The sequence below is a fragment of the Arthrobacter sp. LFS091 genome, from assembly GCF_047977885.1.
Classification (GTDB): domain Bacteria; phylum Actinomycetota; class Actinomycetes; order Actinomycetales; family Micrococcaceae; genus Arthrobacter.
In genome coordinates this window covers 45942-71335 of record NZ_JBFPFP010000001.1, presented here as the reverse complement: position 1 = coordinate 71335, position 25394 = coordinate 45942, and the positions used below count along the sequence as shown (strand labels likewise).

General features: G+C 63.3%; 24 protein-coding genes. 13 read left to right on the top strand and 11 right to left on the bottom strand.

Features of this window, described 5'->3' with window-relative positions:
• Positions 1-6: 6 nt before the first annotated feature.
• Positions 7-1509: an amino acid permease gene (locus ACNQOP_RS00390; RefSeq protein WP_416402920.1), complete on the bottom strand. Its 1503-nt coding sequence runs from the start codon at positions 1507-1509 to the stop codon at positions 7-9.
• A gap of 238 nt (positions 1510-1747) precedes the next feature.
• Between ACNQOP_RS00390 and ACNQOP_RS00385 the strand changes: the two genes are divergently transcribed.
• Positions 1748-2431 (top strand): TetR/AcrR family transcriptional regulator, encoded by a 684-nt coding sequence (locus tag ACNQOP_RS00385; RefSeq protein ID WP_416402918.1) that lies wholly within the window; start codon positions 1748-1750, stop codon positions 2429-2431.
• On the opposite strand, the gene ACNQOP_RS00380 is transcribed toward ACNQOP_RS00385, so the two are convergent.
• Complete coding sequence (locus ACNQOP_RS00380; RefSeq protein ID WP_416402916.1) at positions 2428-3009, bottom strand: MarR family winged helix-turn-helix transcriptional regulator; 582 nt, start codon at positions 3007-3009, stop codon at positions 2428-2430. The genes ACNQOP_RS00385 and ACNQOP_RS00380 overlap by 4 nt on opposite strands.
• 97 nt (positions 3010-3106) lie before the next feature.
• Between ACNQOP_RS00380 and ACNQOP_RS00375 the strand changes: the two genes are divergently transcribed.
• Positions 3107-4177, top strand: a complete 1071-nt coding sequence (locus tag ACNQOP_RS00375) for an FUSC family protein (RefSeq protein ID WP_416402914.1) — start codon at positions 3107-3109, stop codon at positions 4175-4177.
• A gap of 56 nt (positions 4178-4233) precedes the next feature.
• Here ACNQOP_RS00375 and trxA read toward each other — a convergent pair whose 3' ends face one another.
• The 6 genes from trxA to dnaK are packed head-to-tail and all read right to left on the bottom strand — an operon-like array spanning position 4234 to position 11010.
• A complete protein-coding gene (gene trxA / locus ACNQOP_RS00370; RefSeq protein WP_235521912.1) occupies positions 4234-4662 on the bottom strand; it encodes a thioredoxin in 429 nt (142 codons plus the stop codon).
• Positions 4659-7295, bottom strand: a complete 2637-nt coding sequence (gene clpB / locus ACNQOP_RS00365) for an ATP-dependent chaperone ClpB (RefSeq protein ID WP_416402912.1) — start codon at positions 7293-7295, stop codon at positions 4659-4661. Before clpB ends, trxA begins: the two co-directional genes overlap by 4 nt.
• Positions 7292-7606, bottom strand: coding sequence for a chaperone modulator CbpM (locus ACNQOP_RS00360; RefSeq protein ID WP_281450330.1), 315 nt, complete (start codon positions 7604-7606; stop codon positions 7292-7294). The genes clpB and ACNQOP_RS00360 overlap by 4 nt, the downstream gene beginning before the upstream one ends.
• On the bottom strand, positions 7603-8553 hold the full coding sequence (locus ACNQOP_RS00355) for a DnaJ C-terminal domain-containing protein (protein ID WP_416402909.1): 951 nt from the start codon (positions 8551-8553) through the stop codon (positions 7603-7605). Before ACNQOP_RS00355 ends, ACNQOP_RS00360 begins: the two co-directional genes overlap by 4 nt.
• A complete protein-coding gene (locus ACNQOP_RS00350) occupies positions 8546-9091 on the bottom strand; it encodes a nucleotide exchange factor GrpE (protein ID WP_235521908.1) in 546 nt (181 codons plus the stop codon). The genes ACNQOP_RS00355 and ACNQOP_RS00350 overlap by 8 nt, the downstream gene beginning before the upstream one ends.
• 8 nt (positions 9092-9099) lie before the next feature.
• Positions 9100-11010 (bottom strand): molecular chaperone DnaK, encoded by a 1911-nt coding sequence (dnaK, locus tag ACNQOP_RS00345; RefSeq protein WP_235521907.1) that lies wholly within the window; start codon positions 11008-11010, stop codon positions 9100-9102.
• Between the two features lie 317 nt (positions 11011-11327).
• Between dnaK and ACNQOP_RS00340 the strand changes: the two genes are divergently transcribed.
• From ACNQOP_RS00340 to ACNQOP_RS00315, 6 genes are all read left to right on the top strand, one after another.
• The gene (locus tag ACNQOP_RS00340) at positions 11328-12944 is read left to right on the top strand and encodes a PucR family transcriptional regulator (protein ID WP_416402906.1); all 1617 of its coding nucleotides are present in this window, start codon (positions 11328-11330) and stop codon (positions 12942-12944) included.
• Between the two features lie 292 nt (positions 12945-13236).
• On the top strand, positions 13237-14202 hold the full coding sequence (locus tag ACNQOP_RS00335) for a S1C family serine protease (RefSeq protein WP_416402905.1): 966 nt from the start codon (positions 13237-13239) through the stop codon (positions 14200-14202).
• Between the two features lie 64 nt (positions 14203-14266).
• On the top strand, positions 14267-14839 hold the full coding sequence (locus tag ACNQOP_RS00330; RefSeq protein WP_416402903.1) for an HdeD family acid-resistance protein: 573 nt from the start codon (positions 14267-14269) through the stop codon (positions 14837-14839).
• Positions 14817-15140 (top strand): UBP-type zinc finger domain-containing protein, encoded by a 324-nt coding sequence (locus tag ACNQOP_RS00325; RefSeq protein ID WP_416402902.1) that lies wholly within the window; start codon positions 14817-14819, stop codon positions 15138-15140. The genes ACNQOP_RS00330 and ACNQOP_RS00325 overlap by 23 nt, the downstream gene beginning before the upstream one ends.
• Before the next feature lie 24 nt (positions 15141-15164).
• The gene (locus ACNQOP_RS00320; RefSeq protein ID WP_416402900.1) at positions 15165-16889 is read left to right on the top strand and encodes an FAD-dependent oxidoreductase; all 1725 of its coding nucleotides are present in this window, start codon (positions 15165-15167) and stop codon (positions 16887-16889) included.
• A 17-nt stretch (positions 16890-16906) separates the two neighbouring features.
• Positions 16907-18016: a hypothetical protein gene (locus ACNQOP_RS00315; protein WP_416402899.1), complete on the top strand. Its 1110-nt coding sequence runs from the start codon at positions 16907-16909 to the stop codon at positions 18014-18016.
• 68 nt (positions 18017-18084) lie between these two features.
• Here the strand turns inward: ACNQOP_RS00315 and ACNQOP_RS00310 are convergent, their stop codons facing one another.
• From ACNQOP_RS00310 to ACNQOP_RS00300, 3 genes are all read right to left on the bottom strand, one after another.
• Entirely contained in the window at positions 18085-18720 is a 636-nt protein-coding gene (locus ACNQOP_RS00310) for a TMEM175 family protein (protein WP_416402898.1), read from the bottom strand.
• A gap of 71 nt (positions 18721-18791) precedes the next feature.
• Positions 18792-19103 (bottom strand): putative quinol monooxygenase, encoded by a 312-nt coding sequence (locus tag ACNQOP_RS00305; RefSeq protein ID WP_416403247.1) that lies wholly within the window; start codon positions 19101-19103, stop codon positions 18792-18794.
• Positions 19104-19295: 192 nt separating this feature from the next.
• Entirely contained in the window at positions 19296-19589 is a 294-nt protein-coding gene (locus ACNQOP_RS00300; RefSeq protein WP_416403246.1) for a hypothetical protein, read from the bottom strand.
• Between the two features lie 515 nt (positions 19590-20104).
• On the opposite strand from ACNQOP_RS00300, the gene ACNQOP_RS00295 reads away from it, so the two are divergent.
• From ACNQOP_RS00295 to ACNQOP_RS00275, 5 genes are all read left to right on the top strand, one after another.
• A complete protein-coding gene (locus tag ACNQOP_RS00295; protein ID WP_416402897.1) occupies positions 20105-20770 on the top strand; it encodes a hypothetical protein in 666 nt (221 codons plus the stop codon).
• Entirely contained in the window at positions 20716-21015 is a 300-nt protein-coding gene (locus ACNQOP_RS00290) for a DUF4192 family protein (RefSeq protein ID WP_416402896.1), read from the top strand. The genes ACNQOP_RS00295 and ACNQOP_RS00290 overlap by 55 nt, the downstream gene beginning before the upstream one ends.
• 150 nt (positions 21016-21165) lie before the next feature.
• Complete coding sequence (locus ACNQOP_RS00285) at positions 21166-22641, top strand: NtaA/DmoA family FMN-dependent monooxygenase (protein WP_416402895.1); 1476 nt, start codon at positions 21166-21168, stop codon at positions 22639-22641.
• On the top strand, positions 22638-23537 hold the full coding sequence (locus tag ACNQOP_RS00280; RefSeq protein ID WP_416402894.1) for a sulfurtransferase: 900 nt from the start codon (positions 22638-22640) through the stop codon (positions 23535-23537). Before ACNQOP_RS00285 ends, ACNQOP_RS00280 begins: the two co-directional genes overlap by 4 nt.
• Positions 23538-23729: 192 nt before the next feature.
• Positions 23730-25394: a TIGR04028 family ABC transporter substrate-binding protein gene (locus ACNQOP_RS00275; RefSeq protein WP_416402893.1), complete on the top strand. Its 1665-nt coding sequence runs from the start codon at positions 23730-23732 to the stop codon at positions 25392-25394.

Genomic DNA, 25394 nt, shown 5'->3' with positions numbered 1-25394 from the left:
CGCTGCTTACGCCTTGGCCGCCAAGGTCCGGCGCCGGACCCAGAGACCGAGGACCAGGACCAGCGCCACCATGAGCGGTGCCGAGTAGAGGAGGACCGGGTTCTCGCCTGTGGGGTCGTATACTTCCGGCCTGGGCCAGGCCAGGTTGACCACCATCACGGCGCCATAGATGACGGCGAGGATGTTCACCGGCAGTCCCCAGCGGCCCAGTGAGAAGAGACCTGCGGGGGTCGTCTGTGCCACGCGGCCCCAGTCACCGCGGAGCCGGTTCACCAGCTGCGGCACCGTGACCATCAGGTATGCGAGGTAGACCATCACGATGCAGACACTGCTGAGCGTGGTGAACAGGGCTGCATTGCCGACGTTGATGGCCAGCACGGCAACAGCGAAGGCGCCGATGGCGATGGACGGCCACATGGGCGTGCCGCGGGATGGGTGCACTGAGGAAAGAAGCGCGGATGCGGGGAGCTTGCCGTCGCGGGCCATGGAGAAGACGAGGCGGGAGCCTGCGGTTTGGATGGCCAGGGTGCAGACGAAGATGGCAATGGCCACATCCACCAGCAGGACCTTGCCCCAGAAAGTGCCAAGGACTGCGGTGAGGACATAGGGAAGGCCTTCGGTGGCGAGCCGGCCGTCGTCGAGGCTCGGCGCGGCCATCAGGGCGGTGATGATCATGAGGGCACCGCCGATTCCGGAGATCAGGAGCGCCGAGAGGATGGTGCGTGGCGCCGTCCGGCGGGGGTCCTTGGTTTCCTCGGACAGTTCACCGGCCGAGTTGAAGCCGACCATGACGTAGGCGGCCATCAGGCCCGAAACCAGGAAGGCACCCACAGCGCCAAGGTCCGAGGACCGGAGCACGGTGGTGTCCGCCACGACCTCCGGACCGCGTTGAGCCGCGCTGATCAAAGCAAGCACGACGGCGGCCACGCCGACGATTTCGCAAGTAACGCCGACAGAGTTCACGTGGGCCATGAGCTTCACACCAAGGGAATTAATGATGGTGGTAGCTACCAGCAGCACGGCGCCCAGGACGACTGCGTTCGAGGCGCCGGTGACCGTGTTGAGGGCCGGATCGCCGCCGACCACCTGGAAGCCGTCCCAGAGCTGGGGCAGGACCACCTGCAGGGCAATGGCGGCTGCCGCGGCGGTAACGACCTGGGCGATGGCCATGAACCAGCCGGCAAACCAACCCACCGCTTCACCGCCCATCCGGCGCGCCCACTGGTAGACGGCTCCGGAGAGTGGATAGCGGGCGGCGAGTTCAGCGAAGTTCAAGGCCACCAACAGCTGGCCAACCAGAACTACGGGCCAGGTCCAAAAGAACGCGGGGCCGGCAAATGAGTAGCCGAAAGCGAACAGCTGGAAGATCGTGGTGAGGATCGAGACGAACGAAAAGCCTGCAGCGAACGAGGCATAACGGCCGAGTTTGCGGTGCAGAGTGGGCTCGTAGCCAAGTGACGTGAGGTCCGCATCATCCACATGGACGGCTGGAACTACGGTTGAGGTCATCGGTTTCTCCGGGGCTGGAACGGGATGAAGGGTAAAAACCGTCCGGCACTGCAGCGCTCGGCCGAAAGCTGCTGATTACCGGTCACTTGATAGTTTTCCAGCGCGATGTCCCCAAACAGTTTCACCTCTGTAAAAGGCGCATAGACATTGTGTTTCAGTTGGATTTCCGCCTTCTCACCGCGATTCCGGCGCCGGTTCCGCGGCGTCTAAGGCGGGCCGGCGGGTGCAAGAATGAGGGGTGACTTCAGCCGGACCGGGACGCCCACGTAACCAGCAACCATCCCGCCCCGGCGCCACCGCCAGGGAAGAAATCCTCGACGCAGCGGCAGAACTCTTCACCACCCAAGGCTTCGCCAACACCTCCACCCGCTCAATTGCGGACGCCGTAGGAATGAGGCAGTCCTCGCTGTACCACCACTTCAAAACCAAGGACGACATTCTCAAGGACCTCTTGGAAAGTACCGTGGCCGCCAGCCTGTCGTTCGCGAAGGCTGTGTCCGGCGTTTCCAGCGGTTCAGCGTCCGCCGAGGTGGTCTTGCACGCCCTTGCGCTCTACGACGGCACCCAACTCTGCAGCTCCCGCTGGAACCTGGGTATCCTGTACCACCTCCCAGAAGCCCGCGGTGGTCAATACGAACAATTCCTGGCAAGCCGGCGCGAACTTCGCGCGATCTATGGGACTCTGGGAGTCCTCGCCAGCGCTCCCTCCTCGGGCGCGGCCGGGAACCCCGGAGACCTTGTGTTCCGCCTCATCGAATCGTTGGTGAACCTGCGCGCGGATGGGCTGGTCCTTCCAAGTTCACCCCTCGAGGCCGCAGACGCCGGGCTCATCATCTGCGGACGTGGCAACGAACTGCCGGAAATCCGGTCGCAGAGTGCGCTGATTATTGAACGAGTCAGTGGAGGCCTGGAGGACTTTTAGCGGCCCGGGGACGTTGGCGCTGCGCCGCTCCGCCCGTTCTTGCTGGACCCGGTTTGGTGGCCGCGTCCTTGCTCCCACACGGAGGTCAGCGCTCGCAGGGGATCGACCAAGCCTTCCACAACCCCGGGCGGGATTTCGGCAAGCAGGGCATCTTCGAGGGCGAGCTGGGCGGGGATCACCTCGTCCACCAGCCCTGAGCCAGCGTCGGTGAGGACGAGCAGGGACGAGCGGCCGTCGGCCGGGTTGGCCGTCCGGCTCAGCAATCCCCGAACCTGGAGGGACTTCAGCCGCATGGTGATCGCGGAACGCGGGACAAGCAGCGTGTGGGCCAGTGTCGTTGGGCTCAGAGGTTCGTCCGTGCGGCGCAGCGCCGAAAGCACGTCCAGCTCGCCGCGGGTGAGTCCATAATCGGCGAGGAAGGCGTCGCTGGCTTCGAGGATGAGGCGGGACGCGCGCAGCACGCGGTGGATCACCCCGAGGCTGGCGAAGCTCAGGTCGGGGCGCAGCCGGGCCCACTCACGCTGCATCTGATCCACGACGTCGCCGTGATCGGAAAGTAGGTCCGGGTCCTGATCCATCCGACTCCTCCCACCCCGCCACGGTCAACCACAATAGTAATTCACAAGTGTAGTAACCTTGAAGTACTTCATTCCTGTACTACTTTGGAAGGTTAGAATGACGCAAGCCACCGCCGCACGGTCCTGGTGGGCGGCAGTCTTCGACCTGGGCCCGCATGCCGGCGCCCATTGGACCGCCCTCCGCGCAAGCCTGGCAATCTTCGTGCCGCTGGTGGCTTGCCTGGCGTCCGGCCGCGGCGATCTGCTGCTGTATGCGGCGATCGGCGCCTTCACCGCCCTTTACGGCCGACACGAGCCGGTCCGGTTACGCCTGGCCATGCAGGCGCAGGCGGGCGTGGTGCTGGTGGTCGGCGTCGTCGTCGGCGCCCTGGTGGCGACCGTCCCGTTCAGGCTCTGGCTGCTCGTCCCGGTCGCGGCCGCCTGGGCCGGCGTCGCGGTAGTGCTGGCCGAGCTGGGCCGATGGCATCCGGCAGGAGCCCTCAACCCGGTCTTCGCCCTCACGGCCTCGGCCACGGTCCCGATCACGCTTAGCACGGTGCCCGCAGCGGCCCTCGCCGCGGCCGGCGCGGCCGTCTTCGCACTGCTGCTTGCCCTCCCCGGTCGAAGCCCCCGTGACGGCGGCGACCCTGAGCGGCCCCGGCTGTCGTGGCGCGACCTACGCCCGTCCAGCCCGGTGGGCAGCCACGCCGCCCGGTATCTGCTCGGCATCGCCGCCGCCGGCGTCACCGTCGCGACCACCGGCATCGGCCACCCCTACTGGACCTACATCACGGCATCCGTCCCCATGTCGGCACCCGACCTGCACGCCCGCCTCATCCGCGCCGCCCAGCGGGTCATCGGCACCGCCGCCGGCCTCGGCGTCGCAGCCCTCGTCCTGGCCGCCCACCCCAGCAGCTATGCCGCGATCATCTTGATCGCTGTGCTTCAGGCGTGCACCGAGCTGACGACCGGGCGGAACTACAGCCTCGGCCTGGTCTTCTTCATCCCGATGGCCCTCCTGCTCGGCGATCTCATGCTGCCAGCCCCGATCGACACCCTCCTGAGCCAGCGCGCCCTCGAGACGGTTATTGGTCTCACCATCGCCCTGGCCGCCACTGTCATCACCCACGAAAGGCGCACTCCTCAGAGCCAGACCCCGCCACGCGATAACCTGCTCGACCGCGCGTAAAGGCCGCGCCGCTGACCCTCAGCGGGCTAACTGCCCGCCGTCATCCGCTGTTTGCGCTACTTCCTGAGTGCATCTTCCAGCCAGGACCTCAGCACCGGGGCCGGAGCTGCGCCGGCCTGCCGGGCGATGACCTTGCCGTCGACCATAACCATCAGCGTTGGAACGGCCTGTATGGAGAATCTGGCGGAGAGCTGTGGAGAGTGATCCACATCGACCTTCACAAGTTTGATTTGCCCCGCACGCTCGTGCGCCAACTGGTCCAGTACCGGGCTTACCATCCGGCAGGGTCCGCACCAGACCGCCCAGAAGTCCACCATCACCGGAACGCCGGACCGCTCGGCGATGTCGCCGAAGTCGTCGTCGCTTGCTTCAACCACCCAGGGAAGGTCCCGGTGGCAATTCCCGCAGCGCGGCCGGCCCTCCGCAGCGGCCGGCACGCGGTTGGACTTGCCACAATGGGGACATTTGGTAATGGCTTTGTTCACGGGGTTCGGGCCTCTTCCATTTCGCTGGCGGTGTAGTCCACGAGGAGTTCGCCTTCGGCCGCTGTCACGGTCACGACTCCCCCCTCGGCGATGCTGCCGCGCAGCAGGGCCCGGCCCACTTGGGTTTCCAGTACATGGGAAATGTAGCGGCGTAGCGGGCGGGCTCCGTAGATGGGATCGAAGCCACGTTCGGCGATCAGCACACGAGCCTCCTCGGTCAGGTGCAGCTCTATTTGCTGCTCGGCCAACCGCTGGCGCAGTTGTTGGAACTGCAGGTCCACAATGCGTTCGATCTGCGGCAGGCCGAGCGGCGTGAACAGCACGGTATCGTCCACACGGTTCAGGAACTCGGGACGGAAGTGGCCCCGGAGCTCCCCCAACACCATACTGCGCGCCTCCTCGGTGATCGTCCCGCCTTCGGTGGAACCCTCCAGGAGATATTGGGAACCGATATTGGAGGTCATGATGATCACGGTATTGCGGAAATCAACGGTCCGTCCCTGGGAGTCCGTAACCCTGCCGTCGTCCAGGACCTGCAAGAGGGTGTTGAAAATGTCCGGGTGGGCCTTTTCCACCTCATCGAAAAGCACCACCGAATACGGCTTGCGGCGTACGGCCTCGGTGAGTTGGCCGCCCTCGTCGTAACCGATATAGCCCGGAGGGGCACCCAAGAGCCGGCTCACGGTGTGGCGCTCCTGGTACTCGCTCATGTCCAGCCGGATCATCGCGTTTTCACTGTCGAAAAGGGCCGCGGCAAGGGCCTTGGCGAGTTCGGTCTTGCCGACGCCGGTCGGTCCCAGAAAAATGAACGATCCGATGGGCCGACGCGGATCCCGGATGCCGGAGCGGGCGCGGATGATGGCATCCGTGACCGCACCGATTGCTTCTTCCTGGCCGATCACGCGGGCGCGCAGGATCTCGTCCAAATGCAGGACTTTCTCCCGTTCTCCCTGCTTCAGCCGCGCCACCGGAATGCCTGTCCAAGCCGCGACGATGTCGGCGATCTCGTCCTCCGTCACCACCTCGCGTAGCAGGCGCTTCTCCCCCTGTTTCGCGGTCAGTCGTTCCTCCTCGGCGGCCAGGCGCCGTTCGAGGTCGGCAAGTCTGCCGTAACGCAGCTCCGCTGCCCGGTTCAGGTCGTAGGTCCGCTCTGCTTCCTCAGCCTCCTGCCGCACCCGCTCCAGTTCACTGCGGATATCCTGCAGCTTGTGGATCGCCTGGCGCTCGGCTTCCCATTGGGCCCGCTTCGCGTCAGCCTCGCCGCGCAGGTCCGCCAATTCGCGTCTCAGCTCCTCGAGCCGGTTCTTGCTGGCCGGGTCGGACTCCTTGGAGAGTGCCGCCTCTTCTATTTCGAGCCGTGTGACCTTACGGGTGAGCTCATCCAGTTCCGCCGGCATCGAATCGATCTCGGTCCGCAGCCGTGCGCACGCCTCGTCCACCAGGTCAATTGCTTTGTCCGGCAGGAACCGGTCAGTGATGTACCGGTGGGACAGAGTGGCCGCAGCCACCAGGGCACTGTCCTGGATCCGTACGCCGTGGAAAACCTCAAGCCGCTCGCGGAGCCCGCGAAGAATGGAAATGGCGTCCTCGACGTCGGGTTCCTCAACCATTACGGGCTGGAAGCGGCGTTCCAGGGCCGCGTCCGATTCAATGTGTTTGCGGTATTCATCGAGGGTGGTGGCACCGATCATGTGGAGTTCCCCGCGAGCGAGCATCGGCTTGAGCATGTTCCCGGCGTCCATCGACCCCTCGCTGGCTCCTGCCCCAACGACGGTGTGCAGCTCGTCGACGAAGAGCAGGATCCTTCCCTCCGCCGCCAGGACTTCGGCGAGCACCGCCTTCAACCGCTCCTCGAACTCTCCGCGGTACTTGGCCCCCGCCACGAGGGCGCTCAGGTCGAGCGAGAAGATGGTCTTGTCCTTCAGCCCTTCCGGCACGTCCTGGCGGACGATCCGTTGGGCCAGTCCCTCCACAATGGCTGTCTTGCCGACGCCTGGCTCCCCGATCAGTACAGGGTTGTTCTTGGTCTTGCGGGAAAGGATCTGCACAACCCGCCGGATCTCGGCGTCGCGGCCAATGACCGGATCCAGTTTTCCGGTGCGGGCGTCCGCCACCAGGTCACGGCCGTACTTCTCCAGCGCCTCGTACGTCTGTTCCGGCGTCGCAGACGTAACGCGCTGGTTTCCCCTGATCTGCGTCAGGACCGAGAGGAACGCCTCGCGGGTGATGCCGTGCTCGGCCAGCACCCTGCCGGCCGCCGTCGACCGCCCTTCCTCCGCCAGCGCCACCAGCAGGTGTTCCACTGAGACGTACTCGTCCTTAAGCCGCTTGGCTTCCCGTTCAGCCGCATCGAGGAGTGTGCCCAGCCTGCGGCTTACATACACCTGGCCTGGCGCTGCCCCCGGTCCCGTGACCTTCGGCTTACGCCTCAGCTCTGCCTCGACCGCCGTCTTCAGCTCGTTCACGTCAACCTGCATGGCCACGATCAACCGTGGAACCAGTCCATTTTCCTGCTCGAGCAGGGCCGCCAGCAGGTGTTCACCGTCGGTCTCCGTGTGCCCATTGCGTTGTGCTATCCGCTGAGCCTCCGCCAAGGCTTCCTGGGATTTTTGCGTCAAACTCTCCATGTTCATCGTGAAGCAGTCCCTTCGACCTGCGTGATTTCAACCAACCGTCGTTCAAGCGCGTCGACCCGAACCAATAAATCCAGTACCAAAGGGATTGCCGCGTAGTTCAGCGACAGCTCCGAATGGAGCCTCATGACGCGCCCTATGAGTTCCGGGGACCGCGGACTGAACCAGGGGCCACCAGGCGAATCGCCCAGCGGCCGTATGAGATCCAGATCCACGAACCGCATGACGACGTCGGGGTGAACGCCGGCGCTTCGGGCTACCGCGTCCAGATTCATGCGCCATGGATAGGCAAGCGGATAGACGCCGCTCATCTTTCCTCCCTCGGATTGAACGTGGATACCGTGGCGAGCTTTTCGTACAACTTCCGCTCCTCCTTGCCAAGGCTGGGGGGAACCATAATCTTGATTTCCGCATAAAGATTCCCCGGCACCCCCCGAGGATTGGGCATCCCCTGCCCGCGGAGCCGCAGCCTGCGCCCACTGGAAGAGCCTTCAGGAACAGTGACTGTGACCGGTCCGGCCGGCGCGTGGGTGGCAACCTTGGCCCCGAGTGCGGCCTCTGAGGGCGACACCGGAAGATCGAAGTAGATGTCCCGGCCCTTGAGCCGGTATCTGGGGCTGGGTTGGATTCGTACGGTCAGGAAGAGGTCGCCGGATGGGCCTCCCTCCCTGCCCGGGGCGCCCTCACCGGCCAGCCGGATACGCTGGCCGTCCACCACACCGGGCGGCACGTCGACGTCGTAGCTCCGGCTCTCGCCGTCGGCCTGGGCCAGCCGGATACTGCGCGTGCCGCCGCGGAAGGCTTCCTCGAGCGTCAGCCATAGCTCGGCTTCCTGGTCTGCCCCTTGGACCGGTCCTCCTGATTGTTGCCGGAACCAGCCGCCGAGGAGGTCCTCCCAGTCAACGTCGCTCCCCATACCGCCGTCGCCATTTCCGTACGGGCCCGGACCCGGCCGGGGGCCTGGCCGGGGTCCAGGCCGCGGGCCACCGGAACCCCCTCGCCGTCCTCCGCCCGACGCCCCGGCGCCACTGCTGGCGTACTGCCGGTAGTCCGCCCCAAAACGGTCATAGCGCGCCCGGGTCTCGGGATTGGACAACGTGTCGTAGGCCTCGCCGATTTCCTTGAACTTGTCAGCGGCGTCCGGCTCACGGTTGACGTCCGGATGGAATTTTCGGGCCAGTTTCCGGTATGCGCGTTGGATCTCGTCGGCCGCCGCTGTCCGCGGGACGCCGAGAACCGAATAGTGGTCCTTAGCCACGGTCGGGGGTCACCGCCCGGCTTACCACGACGGCGGCTGGCCGGAGCGTGTTTTCCGGGCCGCCGTAGCCGGGGCGCAGCACGGTCATCACGGTCCCCGGGGGAACCTCTTCAGTTTCCACCACGCTGACAACCTCATGCAGCCGCGGATCGAAGGGGACATTCTCGGCGTCGATGCGGGGATAGCCCAGGCGGGCCAGGGTGTCAATGGCCTGTTCCCGGATGGAGGCTATGCCCTCGACCAGCGGGTCCGCGGCACCCGCGGGCGCGTGCGACAGGGCAAGCTCCAGATTGTCCAGGATAGGCAGCCACGCCAAAGCAACCGCGGCGCGCTCCTGTGCCCTCAGCTGTGCGCCGTCCCGGGCCGCACGCTTCCGTACGTTGTCGGCGTCGGCCAGCGCACGGCGCCACTGGTCCTCCATTTTGGCCAAGGCGTCCGCCTGCGCCGTGGACTGTGCTTCCGTTTCCGGAGTTTCGGTGGCCCCCGCTTGCCCGTTTCCCTCGTGAGCCTGGCCCCCGAGTGCAGTCTCGTCGCTCATCGGTTTACCTAGCCGCGGTCAAATTCCGCGTCGACGATATCGTCGTCATCGGCATCGCTGGACGCTCCGGCCTGCTGGCCCGTTCCGGCTTCCTGGCTGGCCCCGGCCCCGGCGGTGGACGCGGAGGCAGCCGAGGCACGGAGCGCCGCCTGCAGTTGCTCGAGTTCCGAAATGAGCTCCCTCGCGGTGGCGACCTCCGCCTGGTTGCTGACCGCGTCGCGTGCCTGGCCGATCAGCAGTTCCGCCCGTGCCTTGTCGTGCGCGGGGACGGCGTCGCCGAGTTCATTGACGGCCCGCTCAACGCGGTAAGCCACCGCGTCGAGCTCGTTGAGGGTGTCGATCCGCTCCCGGTTCTGCAGGTCCTCGTTTCGGTGGGACTCAGCCTCGGCAACCATTCGCTCGACTTCCTTGGTGTCGAGGTTGGAGCCCTCGCTGATGGTGATACCTTGTTCTTTGCCGGTGTCCTTGTCCTTGGCCGTGACGTTCAGGATGCCGTTTGCGTCGACGTCGAAAGTAACCTCGACCTGCGGTTCCCCGCGAGGCGCCGGCCGGATATCACTCAGCTGGAACCGGCCCAGCACCCGGTTGTCCGCCGCCAGTTCGCGCTCCCCCTGCAAGACCACGACGTCGACGGCGGGCTGGTTGTCCTCGGCGGTGGAGAATACTTCACTGCGACGGGCGGGGATCGTCGTGTTGCGCTCAATGATCTTGGTCATGACGCCGCCGCGTGTCTCGACGCCCAAAGAAAGTGGGACAACGTCCAACAGCAGGACGTCCGAGACCTCTCCCTTAAGCACGCCGGCCTGGATCGCAGCACCGATAGCCACGACCTCGTCCGGATTGACGCTCATGTTCGGATCTTTGCCGCCGGTCAGGCGCCGGACGAGGTTCTGTACCGCGGGGATGCGGGTGGAGCCACCTACCAGAATTACTTCATCGATGTCGTTGGCAGTAACCTTGGCGTCCGTCATCGCCTGCTTGACCGGATCCATGGTGCGTTCCACCAGGTCATGGGTGATTTCGTCAAAAACAGAGCGCCGAATGGTGGTGGTCAGGTGCTTGGGGCCCGATGCGCCCGCGGTGACGAAGGGAAGGTTGACCTGAGCCTGGCTCACGGAACTGAGCTCGACCTTCGCCTTTTCGGCCGCCTCAAACAGGCGTTGCAACGCCTGTGGGTCCGACCGCAGGTCGATGCCCTCCTGCTTCTGGAATTCGTCGGCCAGGTAATCGACAAGGCGGCGGTCAAAATCGTCTCCGCCAAGGTGCGTGTCACCCGCCGTGGAGCGAACCTCCACAACCCCGTCCCCCACGTCCAATAGGCTCACATCAAAGGTTCCGCCGCCGAGGTCGAAGACCAAAACCGTCTCATGCTGTCGTTTGTCTATGCCGTAGGCGAGGGCCGCTGCGGTCGGTTCGTTGATGATGCGAAGTACCTCCAGCCCGGCAATCCTGCCCGCGTCCTTGGTGGCGGTGCGCTGTGCGTCGTTGAAGTACGCAGGGACCGTGATGACGGCCTCCGTCACCTTTTCGCCAAGCTGCTTTGCGGCGTCGTCCACCAGCTTGCGAAGGACAAGCGCACTGACCTCTTCGGGTGCTACTTTCTTGCCCTGAACCTGGAAACGCGCCACACCGTTGTCATCCGCTACGACGTCGAAACTCACGGCCTTGGCTTCATCCGTGATCTCGTCATAGTGTCGGCCGATAAACCGCTTGGCCGATGTAATAGTTCCCTTGGGGTTGAGAATCGCCTGGCGGCGGGCCAGTTGCCCCACCAGCCTTTCCCCGCTGTCCGTGTACGCCACGACCGACGGCGTGGTCCGGGCTCCTTCTGCATTGGGGATAACGCGGGCTTCCCCGCCTTCCCAGACAGCGATTACTGAGTTGGTTGTTCCAAGATCAATTCCTACTGCTTTGGCCATGACTCGCTCCGGTTCTTGTGGGCGCGACCCTCTCCTGTGGCGGCGTCCGCCCGAGATTCCACCCCATGATTAAGCGCCCCGTCTGCCGTGCCGTGAGGCTCGAAGGGCTTTTGTCATGTGGCCTTATAGCTCGAGTCTGCCCCGTAGGGCGAAACGGCGGCATGACCTCCCGGGTCCAATCTGCTCCAGGAAACTGACCTACCACAATAGACCTCGCAGGCGTAGTGTCGAAGGTATCGGGATCGTTTTGGGGTCTGTTGCCACACATCTCGGCGCGGACGAGTCCTAGCTGTGTACAGAGACGACGGGTCAACTTAATGTTCGATCGACGAGGGGCCGAGGAGGTCCTCGGCAGGGCCGTACGATCTGTTTCTGCTCTGGAATTCTGCTTCATAGCAGCTGCCTATCTCGTGGTGGACGGTCACCTGATCCCGAGCGCCAACCGGGCACCGACGATCCCCGACCGTGATGCCAACCAACTCCAGGACACGGATAAGGCACTCTCAGCCGCGGGGCCGGTGTGGCGATTCGCGCTTTCTGTCTTTGGCGACAGCGGAGAATTGAACGGATGCCTCGTCCTGCATGCCGGCGCTGTTCCAAGCCCGGCCCAGATGACCGAGCTCCGTGCAACGGCCAGTAGAACAGTCCCCGTTCCAGCTGAAGAAACGTCAGGAACACACCAGCAGGAGGACATGGCGCCGCTCTCCAATGGTCAGGCCGTTGCCAGACGATTGCGTCTCCTCTCGGCCACGGTTATGCAATTCGAAACCCGGACGTCGGTTCAGAACGCCTTGGATGGCACACTTACCGCTCCCCTGGGACAAATGAAGTCGCGGAACTCCCTCCTGGCGGAAGTGCTGTCAGTAGTGACGGGGCGCTCCGTCTGCGTCGAGGACGGGTTCGGCAACATCCGCGCAACGGCCGGGACCAAATCCGAGCGCCCATACCCCCGGCCCAGCACGGCCGACAGGTCTCGCACAGCGCAACTCTGGGTCGCTTCCGGGCTACCGGTCCAGGAACCCCAAAGGCTCGTGGCGCTGGTTCTGCCGGAGAGGGACGTGCTCGGGGCAATGTGCCTGCTGGAGAACGGCGTGCCCTACACAGCTGAAGACGTCTTCGCCTTGCAGTATGCAACTCGGCTCCTGCAGGTCGAGCTGGCGCACCGCCGCAACATTGCCCAGCTGGAACTGAAACTGGGGCGCGACCTTGTGTATGAACTGGTGTCCGGAATGGATGAAGAAACCGCCGCCCTGCGTGCCGAGGCATTGGGTTACGACATCAAGGGCCCGCAGCACGTCATAGTCGCACAGTGGCAACCGCCCAGAACGGACGATACTGTGGTGATCGCCTTACGAAGGACACTCAACGAACTCCAGATCCCTGCTCTCGTCTCGCGACGCGCGGACATGGCACTGGCCGTGGTTGCAGGAGATCCGCTGGATACAGAGCTCTTCAGCATTGCGGCAAGGACACTGCGCAGCGCCACCGGAGCCGTGGGCATCGGGGGGCCGAGCCGGGATGTCACAGAGATCCCCCGGTCCTACGCGGAGGCAATGCGAGCGCTGCACGTCCGCGTACACTCCACCGACCCCTACGGGTCCACGCGCTACGACCAGTTGGGGATTTACCGCATCCTTGACATGCCGGGCAGCGAAATCGACCTCTCCGGCTACGTCGAGGAGTGGCTGGGTGCATTGCAGAGCAACGATGCCCGGCGGGGCTCTGACCTGGTGCACACCCTTGCGCAGTATCTGGATCACGGCGGCAACTATGACGAGGCGGCTGACAGCCTTGCCATTCACCGGAGCACGCTGCGATACAGGCTTAAGTCCATCAGCCAGATCACCGGTTTTGAACTTGGTGACCCCGAGACCCGCCTCAACCTGCACGTTGCCACACGTGCCTGGCGCTTGCGAAGCGCGCGGCCGCGCTGAGACATCAGGGGCTCCGGGAAGCTGCGGAACCTGAGGCAGCTGGCCGGGAGTTGACCTGGGGGATTCAAATCCGGACGGTTTTTGGACGCCCAGGGGCAATGCGGGCCTGGTGTCGGTGGTGGAGACTCGAAGTGGTGCATGTCGAATCCAACCAGCCAGGACAGGCAGTAGGAATCCAATGAGCATGAGCAGACCAGCGGCCGACGCAGGAACGATGTCAGGCAGGGCGTGGACCGCCATTCTCGGCGCATGGTTAGTCATCCTGATTTCCTCGTGCACAGGGTCGCCTCCAATGCCCCCATCACAAACCGCCGACCCTGCGGGTTCGGGTTCCACCGGGGACCTTTCCGCCGTTCCGGGGATCGTCAGGGAAGTCGAGTCCTCTGTGGTGACGATTCAAACATCAGGCAGCGGCATCGGCAGCGGCGTGATCTACCGCAGCGACGGCACCATAGTCACCGACGCCCACGTGGTGGAGGACCAGGAAAAGAAGCCGTTAAAGAACGTGCAGATCCGCTTCGCAGACGGGTCTGAAGTGCCGGCTACCGTGTTGGGTGTTGACGATGCAACCGATGTGGCAGTGGTCAAGGCTGATCGGGGCAATCTTCCGGCTGCGAAGTTCTCAACGGCCCTCCCCCAAGTTGGGCAGCTGACCGTCGTGATCGGCAGCCCGCTGGGGCTGGAGCAGACCGTGACGGCGGGAATCGTTTCGGCACTGCACCGTAATATGCCACCGTCTGAAGAGTCACCGCAGGGCCTGATCGACCTGATCCAAACAGATGCCCCCATCTCTCCGGGCAACTCGGGGGGAGCTGTGGTCAACAGCAGTTCGGAGATCATCGGCCTGTCAGAGGCCTATCTGCCACCCAGTTCGGGCGCCGTGTCCATCGGGTTCGTTACCCCCACGGCAACGGTGACGGACGTCGCTGAACAGATACTCAAGAGCGGATCAGCCACACACCCTGTCCTTGGAATTGTCCCGAGCGACATCTCGCCTGAGATAGCGGACCGCTTCGGCCTGCCCGTGGCGTCGGGCGCACTGGTCATCGGAGTTGCCCCAGGAGGACCGGCGGCCTCCGCGGGGCTGCAGCCGGGAGACATCATCACCCAGTTTGACGGCCAGAAAATCGCCAGTGTGACCGATCTCCTGGCCGGCATCCGGAAGAAAGATCCCGGACAGCAGTCTGTCATCGAGTTCCAGCGCGGCAAGGAAAACAAGTCAGTGACAGCGACTTTGGGGAGCACAGCGAAAGGATAGACCTGTTCGAGCAGCCCGACCATCAAAATGTCGAAAATCCATTTCCAGAAACAGAGGTCTCCCCATGTCTGACGCATTGCCGCAACAGTTGCTCAAGGGGTCAGGAACCGCGTTGATTATCCGGGGCATTGCTGCCGTTCTCTTCGGCATTTTGGTTCTCGCCTGGCCCGGCGTCTCCGTACTCGCGCTGGTGATCATCTTCGGAACTTACGCTGTCGTTGACGGCGTCACGAACATCGTGCACTACTTCAGACATAAGGAACGCCGGTCCGTCTGGCAAGTAGTGGGCGGGATCGTGTCCGTGCTCGCTGGCCTCCTCGCGTTCGTCTGGCCGGGCATCACCGCCCTCTCGCTGGCGCTCGTCATTGGTCTGTGGGCGGTGATCCTCGGAGTCTCTCAGATAGCACTGTCCCTGGAAGGCAAAAAGAGCGGTGGACAATGGTGGCTCTGGCTGATCACAGGTATCGTCACCACGGTTTTCGGCCTCTTCCTGGTCATTCTTCCCGGCCCGGGCATACTCGGACTCCTGGGGCTGCTTGCGTCCTTCGCAATTCTGTTCGGAATACTCTTGCTGGCCACGGGGCTGGGCCTTCGCCAACGCGGTATAAATCCCCATGGAAAGCTCTCCATGGGCTAGGAACGTTCCCCATACCCGAACCAACCCAGGAGCCAACATGTTTCCAGGAATTCACGATCCACATATCACCCGGATTCGTTCGGTTCGGGTGCGTACACCACAGGGCTGCGAGGAATGCCTGTCTTTGGGAACTCCCTGGGTTCACCTGCGTTTGTGCCTCACCTGTGGCCATGTGGGGTGCTGTGATTCCTCACCCATGCGGCACGCCCGGGCCCACGCTACAGAGTTGCATCCAATTGTTCGTTCCTTGGAGCCCGGTGAAGACTGGCGCTGGTGTTATCCCCATGAGGCCTTCGTTTAGTACACCGTGGGGTGCAACCATCTGATGGAACCTGTTTCAGAATCGATGCCGATCGAAACGCCGGATGTCTCCGGCGCCTATCCACGGCTCAGCCAGGCCCAGATTGAATTGTTGGGACGTACCGGCACCAGGCGGGCAACCTCCGTCGGCGAAGTCCTCATTCACGAAGGGAACATCGAGGCGGACTTCTTCGTCGTACTCCAGGGCACGGTACTGGTGGTGGAGGGGCTGCACTCCGCCGAAGGCAGAGAGCTTGCGGAGGGCCGGGGCACGCGGATCCTCGAGGTTCACGGTCCGGGACGTTTCCTTGGGGAACTCGGACTGGTCGAGGGGCAACCGGCCTTCGTCAGCACCGTGGTTGCCGAAGCGGGTGAGGTGCTCCAAATCAGCGGGGACGTTCTGCGTCGTGTGGTGCTGGCGGACCCCGCAGTCGGTGAGACCATCTTGCGCGCATATCTTCAGCGTCGGGTCTTCCTGATCAGCGCGGGCGCGGGCATCCGCGTCGTCGGATCCCGTTTCAGCCGTGACACGCTTCGGCTGTTGGATTTTGCAGCTGCCAACCGCCTGCCCCACCGCCTCGTCGATCTGGAGGATGACGGGCAGGCACAGGCGATCCTGGACCGGGCGGGAATCCTCGCCAGTGACTTGCCCGCAGTGGTGTTGAACGCTTCACATGTCCTCAAAAACCCGTCCAACGCGGAACTGGCCCTTGCCCTCGGCCTGCGGGCAGTGAAGGAGCATTCTGCCCCCTACGATCTCATGGTGATCGGGGCCGGTCCGGCCGGGCTGGCGGCCGCCGTGTACGCGGCGTCGGACGGCTTATCGGTGGTCCTCAAGGATGGCCATGCGATAGGTGGGCAAGCCGGCACGTCACCACGGATTGAGAACTTTCTCGGCTTTCCCTCCGGAATCTCGGGTGGGGAACTCACTGAAAGGGCGATCATGCAGGCCCGAAAGTTCAAAGTCCAGGTCAACGTCGGATGCCAGGCAAACTCCATAACATTGCGGGACGGTGACTTCCATGCCGAGTTCGACGAGAGCGGCCCGGCTCTATCACGTGCCGCGCTCCTCGCCACGGGGGTCCACTACCGCCGTCTGCCAGTCCCCCGGCTGGAGGAATACGAGGGAATGAGCGTCTTCTACGCCGCCACTGTCCATGAGGCCAGGCTTTGTGGAACCCAGCCCGTGGCCGTCGTCGGTGGCGGAAACTCCGCGGGCCAGGCAGCTCTTTTCCTGGCTGGCACGGGAACGCCCGTACGGCTGGTGGTGCGCGGGGAAGACCTCCGGACGGACATGTCCGGCTACCTCGCGGATCGAATCGAAGAGCATCACGGCATAGAGGTACTGCTGGGGGCGAACATCGTGGGCCTGGTTGGTCCAAGCGCCCTTGAACGTATCGTCGTAGAACTGAAGACCACGGGCGAACAACGCATTTTCCCTTCGCGATACCTCTTCATCTTCATCGGAGCCAAGCCACACACAGAATGGCTGCAGGATACCTTGGCCCTGGATGACCACGGCTTTGTTCTCACCGGGGCTGAGCTCGAAGACCTTCCTCCCGAGTTCAGCCACTTGGGGCGAAGACGATTGCCCTTGGAAACCAGCGTGCCCGGCATATTCGCGGCCGGAGACGTTCGGCATGGCTCGGTGAAACGCGTAACGGCCGCCGCCGGCGAAGGCTCAACAGCAGTGGCAATGATCCACGAACACCTGCGCCTCCTTCGGAATGGACCCGCTACCAAACACTGAACCTTAGGAGGCAAGGCGTGCCGGAAAGTTCAGGCGACGCAGACCCAACAACGGCCCGTACGCTGGGCGTGCTCGCAGAACCGGAGGTCACCGCCGAGTTTGCCGAGCGTAACGGCAGAGAAGTGGGCCATCTTCTGAACCTTGCCGATGAACGCCACAACTGGTCCGTGGTAGTCGAGTACCAGGACTTTACGGCGGGCAACGGGTTGACCCCAATGTTGGATTCCTTGGCGAAACACCGGACCCACCGTGCATGGGATGTCATGGTTTGCCTGACCGATCTTCCGATTCGTCTTGAGGGCCGGACTGTGGTCGCGGAAGTCGCGCTCGGGGAGCCCATCTCCCTGGTTTCTTTGCCCGCGCTCGGCGCCGTCAACATTGATCGCCGAGTCCGCTCCGCCGTCACCGACCTCGGGTGGGCGATGCATCGCCATTTCGATCCCGAGGATGACTACGGGGATTTCGGTCCACCATCGCTGCACCAATCGCGGCGTATTGAGAGTGCGGTCCTTGACGAGGGGCCGATCGGGTTTCGCTACCTTTCAGCAACCCGTCTCGGGCGGGGGCGGTTGCTGGCGGGCATGCTGCGGGCGAACCGTCCTTGGCGTCTGGTCTTCGGATTGAGAAGCGCAATGGCTGCCGCCATTGCCACGGGTGCTTTCGCGCTTGTCACGAACACAATCTGGCAACTCGCAGACTTGCTGGGTGCGACGAGGTTGATTTTGCTGATGATCCTTTCGATCTGTTCGATGGTGTTCTGGATCATCACCCAACACGACCTATGGGAAAGCCCCCGGCGAGACAATGCCCTCGAACGCTACAAGGCTTCCTTGTACAACACCTCTACGGTGTGGTCACTGGTGATCGGCGTCGTGATCAGTTACGTCCTGTTGTTCATCGCCGTGCTGCTGGCGGCGGCGTTCACCATCGACGCAGATCTATTGGCACAGACCCTGCAACATCCGGTGACCGTTTGGGACTTTGCGGAAGTCGCGTGGATGACGACGTCGGCGGTGCTCATCGGTGGGGCGTTGGGCTCGGGATTCGAGTCAAAGGATGACATTCTTCGGGCGGCGTATGGCCAACGGGAACGTCATCGTCGCCAGTCGGCCGACCAAAGCGAATAATCCGTCGCGCGTGAAGCACGGCCGGCCGTCATGCGGGCGCCGCCCTGACCGCTTTCCTGCCACAGGGCCTAAATACCTCGGAGGAAGGTTGGCCGGTGCTCGATCCCGTGGCTGGTGAGGCCGTAAAAGACGGGCAGGATCACGAAAATCACCGACGCGATCAGTGGATGGACGAGGACACCCACCGCCCCCGCCGCAAGGTAAAGCACGACGCCGGCCGCAGCACGGGGCCGCTCACGTGCGAAGTAGGAATCCTCCACCTCCTCTTCGGTGAGTTCGGGATGCCGGGCAAGGTGTGAGAAGAACACCAGCCATGACAGGCACAGCAGGGCCCCGATGATCGCGTACAGCGCGACGCCGACCCTTTCGTCGGTCAGGTTGCCCGTCTTGCCGGTATCGATGATAACCGCGGTGGGCCAAGGCAAAAGCGCCAGCGTCGCGAGGATTCCCAGGTTGGACCAGTGCAGGCCGATGTCCATCTCCCGGATTCGGGTGAAGGCGGATTTATGGTTGAGCCAGATTACGGCCAAGTACAGGTAGGAGGCCGCGTACGCCAGGTATGTCGGCCATTGACCCAGCAATCCCGCCAGCAACCCCCCGGGCTCGGTCTCTGGCGGCTGCAGTTCAAGTACCAGGAGCGTTATGACGATCGCGATAACAGCGTCACTGAACGCCTCGGCACGGCCGGTGTCTGAACGAGTCACCTTCTGCTCCTATGCCTGAGGATCAGCTGGCCCTGGGTGCTTTTCGCTGGTGCTGTGACGCCGGAAAGCCTCTAGGCGTCGTCGCCGGGCAGCTTGTAAGCGAGCACGTCGACGCTCTGTATGTTCGGTTCCGCGCTGAACAGCTCTGCTCCGCGAGCGGCAAGAGCTTGCCCGACACCCCCGGCCAGGTGGGCCTGCCGGGCCTCGTCATCGGGAAATACATCGAAGACGCCGAAGGTCGATTCGTCAAACTGGAGGGCGAACCAAGCGCGCGTACCAAGCTCCTGTTCTACGACGGAGCGTGCGCTGCGGAGGAAATCCGCGACGTCCTTCTCCTTGCCGGGCTTGGCCTTTAAGGTCACCGACAACGCAACCTCAATCATGCTGCTCACCCAGCCGGATCCCGTTGATTCCATACTGCCCGACAGTTTTCATGGCGAGTCTCCTTGGAACGGTACTGCGTTGGGATGATGCGGACCGAACGGGCCTCGTGGAACCACCTCAACCTATCGAGGGAGCGGCGCGACTCACTGCCCAGTCTGGCAGTGATCGGTGGTCACCACAAGAGAGAATGCCTATGTCGACGCCAGTGAATCACTGTTACAGTGCGGCGGCGCGGCCTGGTGGCAACTTCGTGTTGCAACTGAACGACACCCGCGCGGTTTACGACTTAGTCCGAAGTAGTTTTCGGGCCGCGTTTGTGGAGTCTGCATCAACGACTCCAGGGATCCATCATCTCGGAGCTGATAGACGGCGAACTCCGGATCGTTGGGCGGCTTGGTGAAGAATGCCCGCGCTTGGGGTGCAACTGACACCAATGTGCGGCGAAGGGGCTCCCCCTCCTTCACGGCCAACACATTGCTGGGCATGGCGTAGAAGATCGTAAGGGCGAAGAAGGCGCCAAACAGTGCTAGAGAAATTACTCCCACAACAACCGACGTCCTTGACCTCTGTGACGGGTCATGCAGGGTCATGGCAAGTCGCGGCAGATAGCCAGTACAGGGATAGGAGTGACGAGTTCATCGCAGCGCACGTGTGAGCTCTGAAATCGCGCTGTCCCGCCCGATTTCTTCTACACCTGCCGTTGTCATGTAGTCCTTGTTTGCCAACTAGCCGGGAACTATTAGCAAAACCAAAACGGCGCCACCGGCGACGACCACGAAGGTCGCAACCGCTACGTTGGCATACAAGGCGCCGTTTGCCACTACGAAGGCAGCCACCGCTGCACAAGTCCATGTCAGGCCGCACCCATAGGGCGTAACTTGCTGCGCATCCTGAGGGTCGGTTATCGTCCTGCGGTAGGCCAGGTAGAGACGGAACGTCGCTGCCGACTCTTGCTTTCGCCCGGTCAACCGCGGCAGCGCGGTCCCTAGCGCCAGCTGAGATGGCTGACGAATACGCGAAAGTGTGGGGACCTCCGGGCACTGACACTTGGTACGCAATCACCATAGAGCAGACGTCGGATAACGGCCGACAAAGCATCGAAGCCTCGCTTGTGGTCCCGCGAGCCAACGCCTGGCAACTAGGCGAAGCACGACTCTCGCGCATCGGCGGTCGTTCACCTGAGGATTTGCACTTCCGCAACCAACTCTATCTTCGCATCGGTATGGCTGCTGTTGCGGGCGGTCGCATCGAGGCAGCCATGAAGCGGCTGATCCTCCACATGTCCGGCAGCCCCAAACCATCCTTTGCGGATGCCGAGGATCCTTGGAAGAACATTGAGACGAAACTGCGCAAGGCAGCTTTGACACTGAGTGCGCGCGGCGCGGACGTCGTCCGTCTTCTGGACTGGGGACGCGCCAACAAAATCCGGGAAATACGGAACGACATCATCCACGCCTACTGGTGGGATTACTCCGGTGTGGGGATAACCAGAGGCCGGGTTCACTTGGACGGTACCAGTGAGATCATCCAGGTAACGCCTGAGCAGCTGGATGAAGACTGCCAAAAGCTGCTTGTCTACGCCGATTCCCTCGACGAGGCGATTGACGGAAAATGGCTGAGCATCCATCTTCCCCGGCGCAAGGCCCCCCAGCAGGCCGAGGACTGATCAACTCCGTTACGGACCCACGGCCTACCAGCCCCGAACACGCAGCACCCATCCTCACCACCATCGGCTACATCAACTGGTGGGAAGGCACAGGATCCAAAGCCCACCAATACCTCCAACTCTCCCTAGACACCGACCCCGGCTACCGCTTCGCACGACTCACCGACCACATGCTCGGCGCCGGCATCATCGCAGGCTGGAACACCAACAAAAACACCGCCTACCGGAACTTCGACATGCCGTAACCGCGTCAAACTGTTGCACCCAATCGACGGGACGAGCCACCGCACAGTCGGCCTGCCTTCTCATGAAGTGCGATGACGTAGGGTGACCCTTAGCTAAGAGCTATTAAGTCTCATTGGCACGGCGAGTGAGCATGCTCTTAGGTTCGGCTCATGACAACTATCTCCACGCCGTCACAGGAAGCTAAAGACAGCGGCACCAAGCGAAAGCACATCATCATAGGGGCCATGTTCCGGGCCGTCGGCGCCTACCCCAGCGGCTGGCGCTACCCGGGAGCCCACCACGATCCCCATGACGATCCCGAGGTAATCCGCGCCACTGCATTGGAAGCCGAGGCAGCCGGCCTGGACTACATCTTCTTCGGCGACTGGCTGGCAACAGGACCCGATCTGGAGTTCAGGGATCCCTATCTGGCCGCCCGCATCGAACCACTCACCGCGGTCGGTTTCCTGGCCGGGATCACCTCCAGGATCGGCCTCATTGCGACGGTTAACGCCACCTACTCCGATGCCTACACCCTGGCCCGCATCAGCGCCTCACTAGACAGACTCAGCGGTGGACGCCTCGGCCTGAACATTGTGACGGGAGCCGAACCACGCGCAGCTGCCAATCACGGCCGGGATGCGCATTGGGGCAACGAACAGCGCTACGACTCCGCCGAAGAACTCATCGATGCCTTGAGGCTGCTGTGGGACAGCTGGGGCGACGGCGCCTTGGTCGCCAATCAGGAATCGGGGCACTATCTGGACCCCTCCAAGCTGCACCAGGCTGACTTCAGGGGCGCGCACCATCCCGTGGCCGGTCCCTTGAACGTGCTCCGACCCATCCAAGGGCATGTTCCGCTGGTCCATGCCGGCACGTCCCAGCGCTCCCGGCACCTTGTTCACACACGCGCTGACCTGGCCTTGCTGGCATTGCCGGACCTCGCAGAGGCAGCCGCTGAGACGAAGACCCTCCGCACGGAGGCCGCGGCAAACGGCAGGAATCCAGACCACGTCAAGAGCCTCACTCCCGTGCTGCCCATCATCGGGTCAACCTTCGAACAGGCCTGGGAGATTCACGATTTCCTGGCCTCCCGGGTGCCTGTATCACCGGGACCACACGACGGCAGGGAAGGATTCCCTGCCACCCGAAGCTTGGCTGTTCTGGGCGCAGCGATTGGGCTCGAGCTGACCCAGACCGAGCTCGAGACGGAAGTCACCATTGACGATGCTGCCCGCTTCAACCAACACGGCCAGCACCTGCTTGACCTGACGCGGCAGCGTTCGGGCAGGATCCCTGGTACAGCGCGTCCGGTGCGTTGGCGGGACATTCTTGTCAACCACTTGGTGCCTTACAGCGTGGTGGTCGGCACTGCCGCACATATAGCCGATTACCTCCAGGCCTGGCATGAGGAAGGCGGTGTGGACGGCTTCAACATCCTCACCCCTTTCCTCGGCGAGCAATTTGAACGCTTCACCCGCGGCGTGATCCCTGAATTGCGCTCGCGTGGTTTGTTCCGGCAGGCATACCAGGGAAGCACGCTGCGTGAACATCTGGGACTCACCGTTCCTGGGAACCTCCACGAAGCCACGCCGGATGAAAGCACGACGGCGGCAGGTCCGGTCGGAGCCGGAGCCCGGGCATGAGCGCACCCACCCCTCCCGGGAAGACCGCTGCGCCTGACGACCTTCGCGAGGGCCACTTCATCGGCGCACAAGAACTGGCCCGTCAGCTCGCCGAAGGAGCAGCACCGGTCCTGCTGGACATCCGGTTCAGACCCGGCCTCGCCCAACCGGAAGCAGAATACGACGCCGGCCACTTGCCGGGGGCTCATTACGTCCACCTGCCCGCGGTCCTCGCGGACGCTGGACCGCACAGGCCCGCCGTGGACGGAGCACTCCCGCTCCCGGAAGTGGATACTCTGCAGCACGCCCTGCGCAGCTACGGGATCAACAATGACTCGGCCGTGGTGGTCTATGACAACCGGCACGGACTGTCAGCGGCCAGGGCCTGGTGGGTCCTGAAGTGGGCCGGACTGGTCAATGTAAGGGTCCTCGACGGTGGCTACGGTTATTGGCAGAGCCTGGGCTTGCCGACCACGACACAACGACCGGACACCGGGGCCGGATCAATAGCGCTGAATGCCGGACTGTCCCCGGTGAGTGGCAACCTTGCGACCATCGCGACGGACGAAGCGGCGGCCTTTCCACACAGCGGCATCTTGCTTGACGCCCGGGAAAGAGAACATTTCGTCGGGACTCCCGGGGATCCGCCAGCCCACATTCCCGGGGCGATCACTTTTCCCAGCAGCAGCAACTTGGACGAGAACGGGCTGCTGCTTCCCTCCGAGGTGCTGCGTGCGCAGGCCGAGGCAATCGGACTGACTCCGGGAGCCGCCGTCGGAACCTATTGCGGCGCCGGCGTCCTGGCTGCCCACAAAGTCCTCACCCTCGCCACCCTGGGCATTGAAGCGGCACTGTACGTCGGGTCCTGGTCGGCATGGTCAGCTTCCGCGGCAGGAAGGGAACCGGAAGGGCAGTAGTTGAGGGCAAAAGCTGCCGGATTGTTGCGGCGCGTGAAGCGCTTTTTCGCCATGCGAACTGGGGTGACTGTTGATGTCGGCCGGGTTCGGACAGGCTTCCGCACCCTCCTACAGTGATGTCCAGACGTCCTTCCATCAGCATTTTCCGCGCAGCGCCGCGGGCTCCACACTCCATCCGAAAGAGGCATCCCCATGATCTTCCCCAGACCCGTCCGCGCCATCTATGCAGGCGTGGCTGCGCTTGCGCTCGCCACGGTCCTGGCCGCGTGCGGCGGCGCAGAAACGGCGAAGCAAGCCGACGACGGCGGCGCGCCGGTTACCGGGGGCACGCTGGTTTTCCTGGAGCAACAGGCTCACACGAACCTGTATCCACCATCGGGCGGTTTCTACCCCAACGGCGGCATCCTGAACCAGATCACGGACAAGCTGACATTCCAAGACCCCGAGACGCTCAAGATTGAGCCGTGGCTCGCCGAGTCCTGGACCAGCAACCCCGAGTTGACCCAGTACACGTTCAAGCTGCGCAGCGGCGTCACATTCTCCGACGGCACGCCCGTGGACGCTGCAGCAGTAGCACGCAACTTCGACACGTACGGCCTGGGAAACAAAGCCCTGAACCAGCCCGTCTCCGAAGTCATCAACAACTATGACTACAGTGAGGTTGTTGATCCGCTCACCGTCAGATTCCACTTCAAGAAGTCCTCGCCAGGCTTCCTGCAGGGCACGGCCACCATCGGTTCCGGCATCGTCTCCATCAGCACACTGGACCGGAAGTTCGACGAACTTGGCGATGCCCGCAACATCATCGGCAGCGGTCCGTTCACTGTCGCCAGCGAAGTGCTCGGCAAGGAGCTCGTCCTGGAGGCCCGCAAGGACTACAACTGGGGACCAGCCACTGCAAAGCACCAGGGTCGGGCCTACCTGGACACCGTAAAGATCGTGGTGACCCCTGAGGATAGCGTGCGCACAGGCTCTCTTCTTGCCGGGCAGGGCGACTTGATCCGCCAGGTCCAGGCCTACGACGAGAAGCAGGTAGCAGGGCAGAACTTCACGATCCACGCTCCAGGCACCCGCGGAGTCAATGACAGCATCGTTTTCCGTCCGGACAATGCGCTCGTCTCCGATGTGCGGGTCCGGCAGGCACTCCTGAAAGCTACAGACGCCAATGAAGTGGTGGACACGATCTTCTCGGAGAACTACCCCGTGGCCACCTCCGTCCTGGCCAAGGACGCCCAAGGCTACGTTGACCTTTCGGACAAGCTCCGCCACGACCAGGACAAAGCCAAGCAACTCCTGGACGAGGCCGGATGGAAGGTTGGAGCCGATGGCATCCGGACCAAGGACGGGGCGCAACTGTCTTTGACCATCTATGAGTCCCTGCCGCAGCCGCAGAACAAGGCAGTGCTGCAGCTCGTGGCCCAGCAGTGGCAGAAAGTGGGCGTCAAGCTCAACGTCCTCGCCGGTGACTCCGGAAGCAAGACCGTTGACAGCCTGGATCCTGAGAAGACCCCTGTTTCCGTTGCCATGGTGGGTCGCGCTGATCCGGACGTGATCAAGAGCCAGTTCTACCCGAAGAACCGCGATGCCCTGCTCCAGTTGGGTGGCAGCAGCCAGAAGGTAAAGAGCTTTGTCGATGAAAAGCTCAATGCCCTCCTGGAAGCAGAAACGGCCCGCACTGACCCGCAGCAGCGCCTCAAGGACGTGGCCGACATCCAGAACCACCTCATCGACCAGGCCTTGGTGATCCCGATCTTCGAAGAACCGCAGGTCTTCGCTTCGGCTCCTTACCTGCACGGCCTGTCCTTCGAAGCTGTAGGCCGGCCGAGCCTGTACGGCGTCTGGCTCAACAAGGGCTGA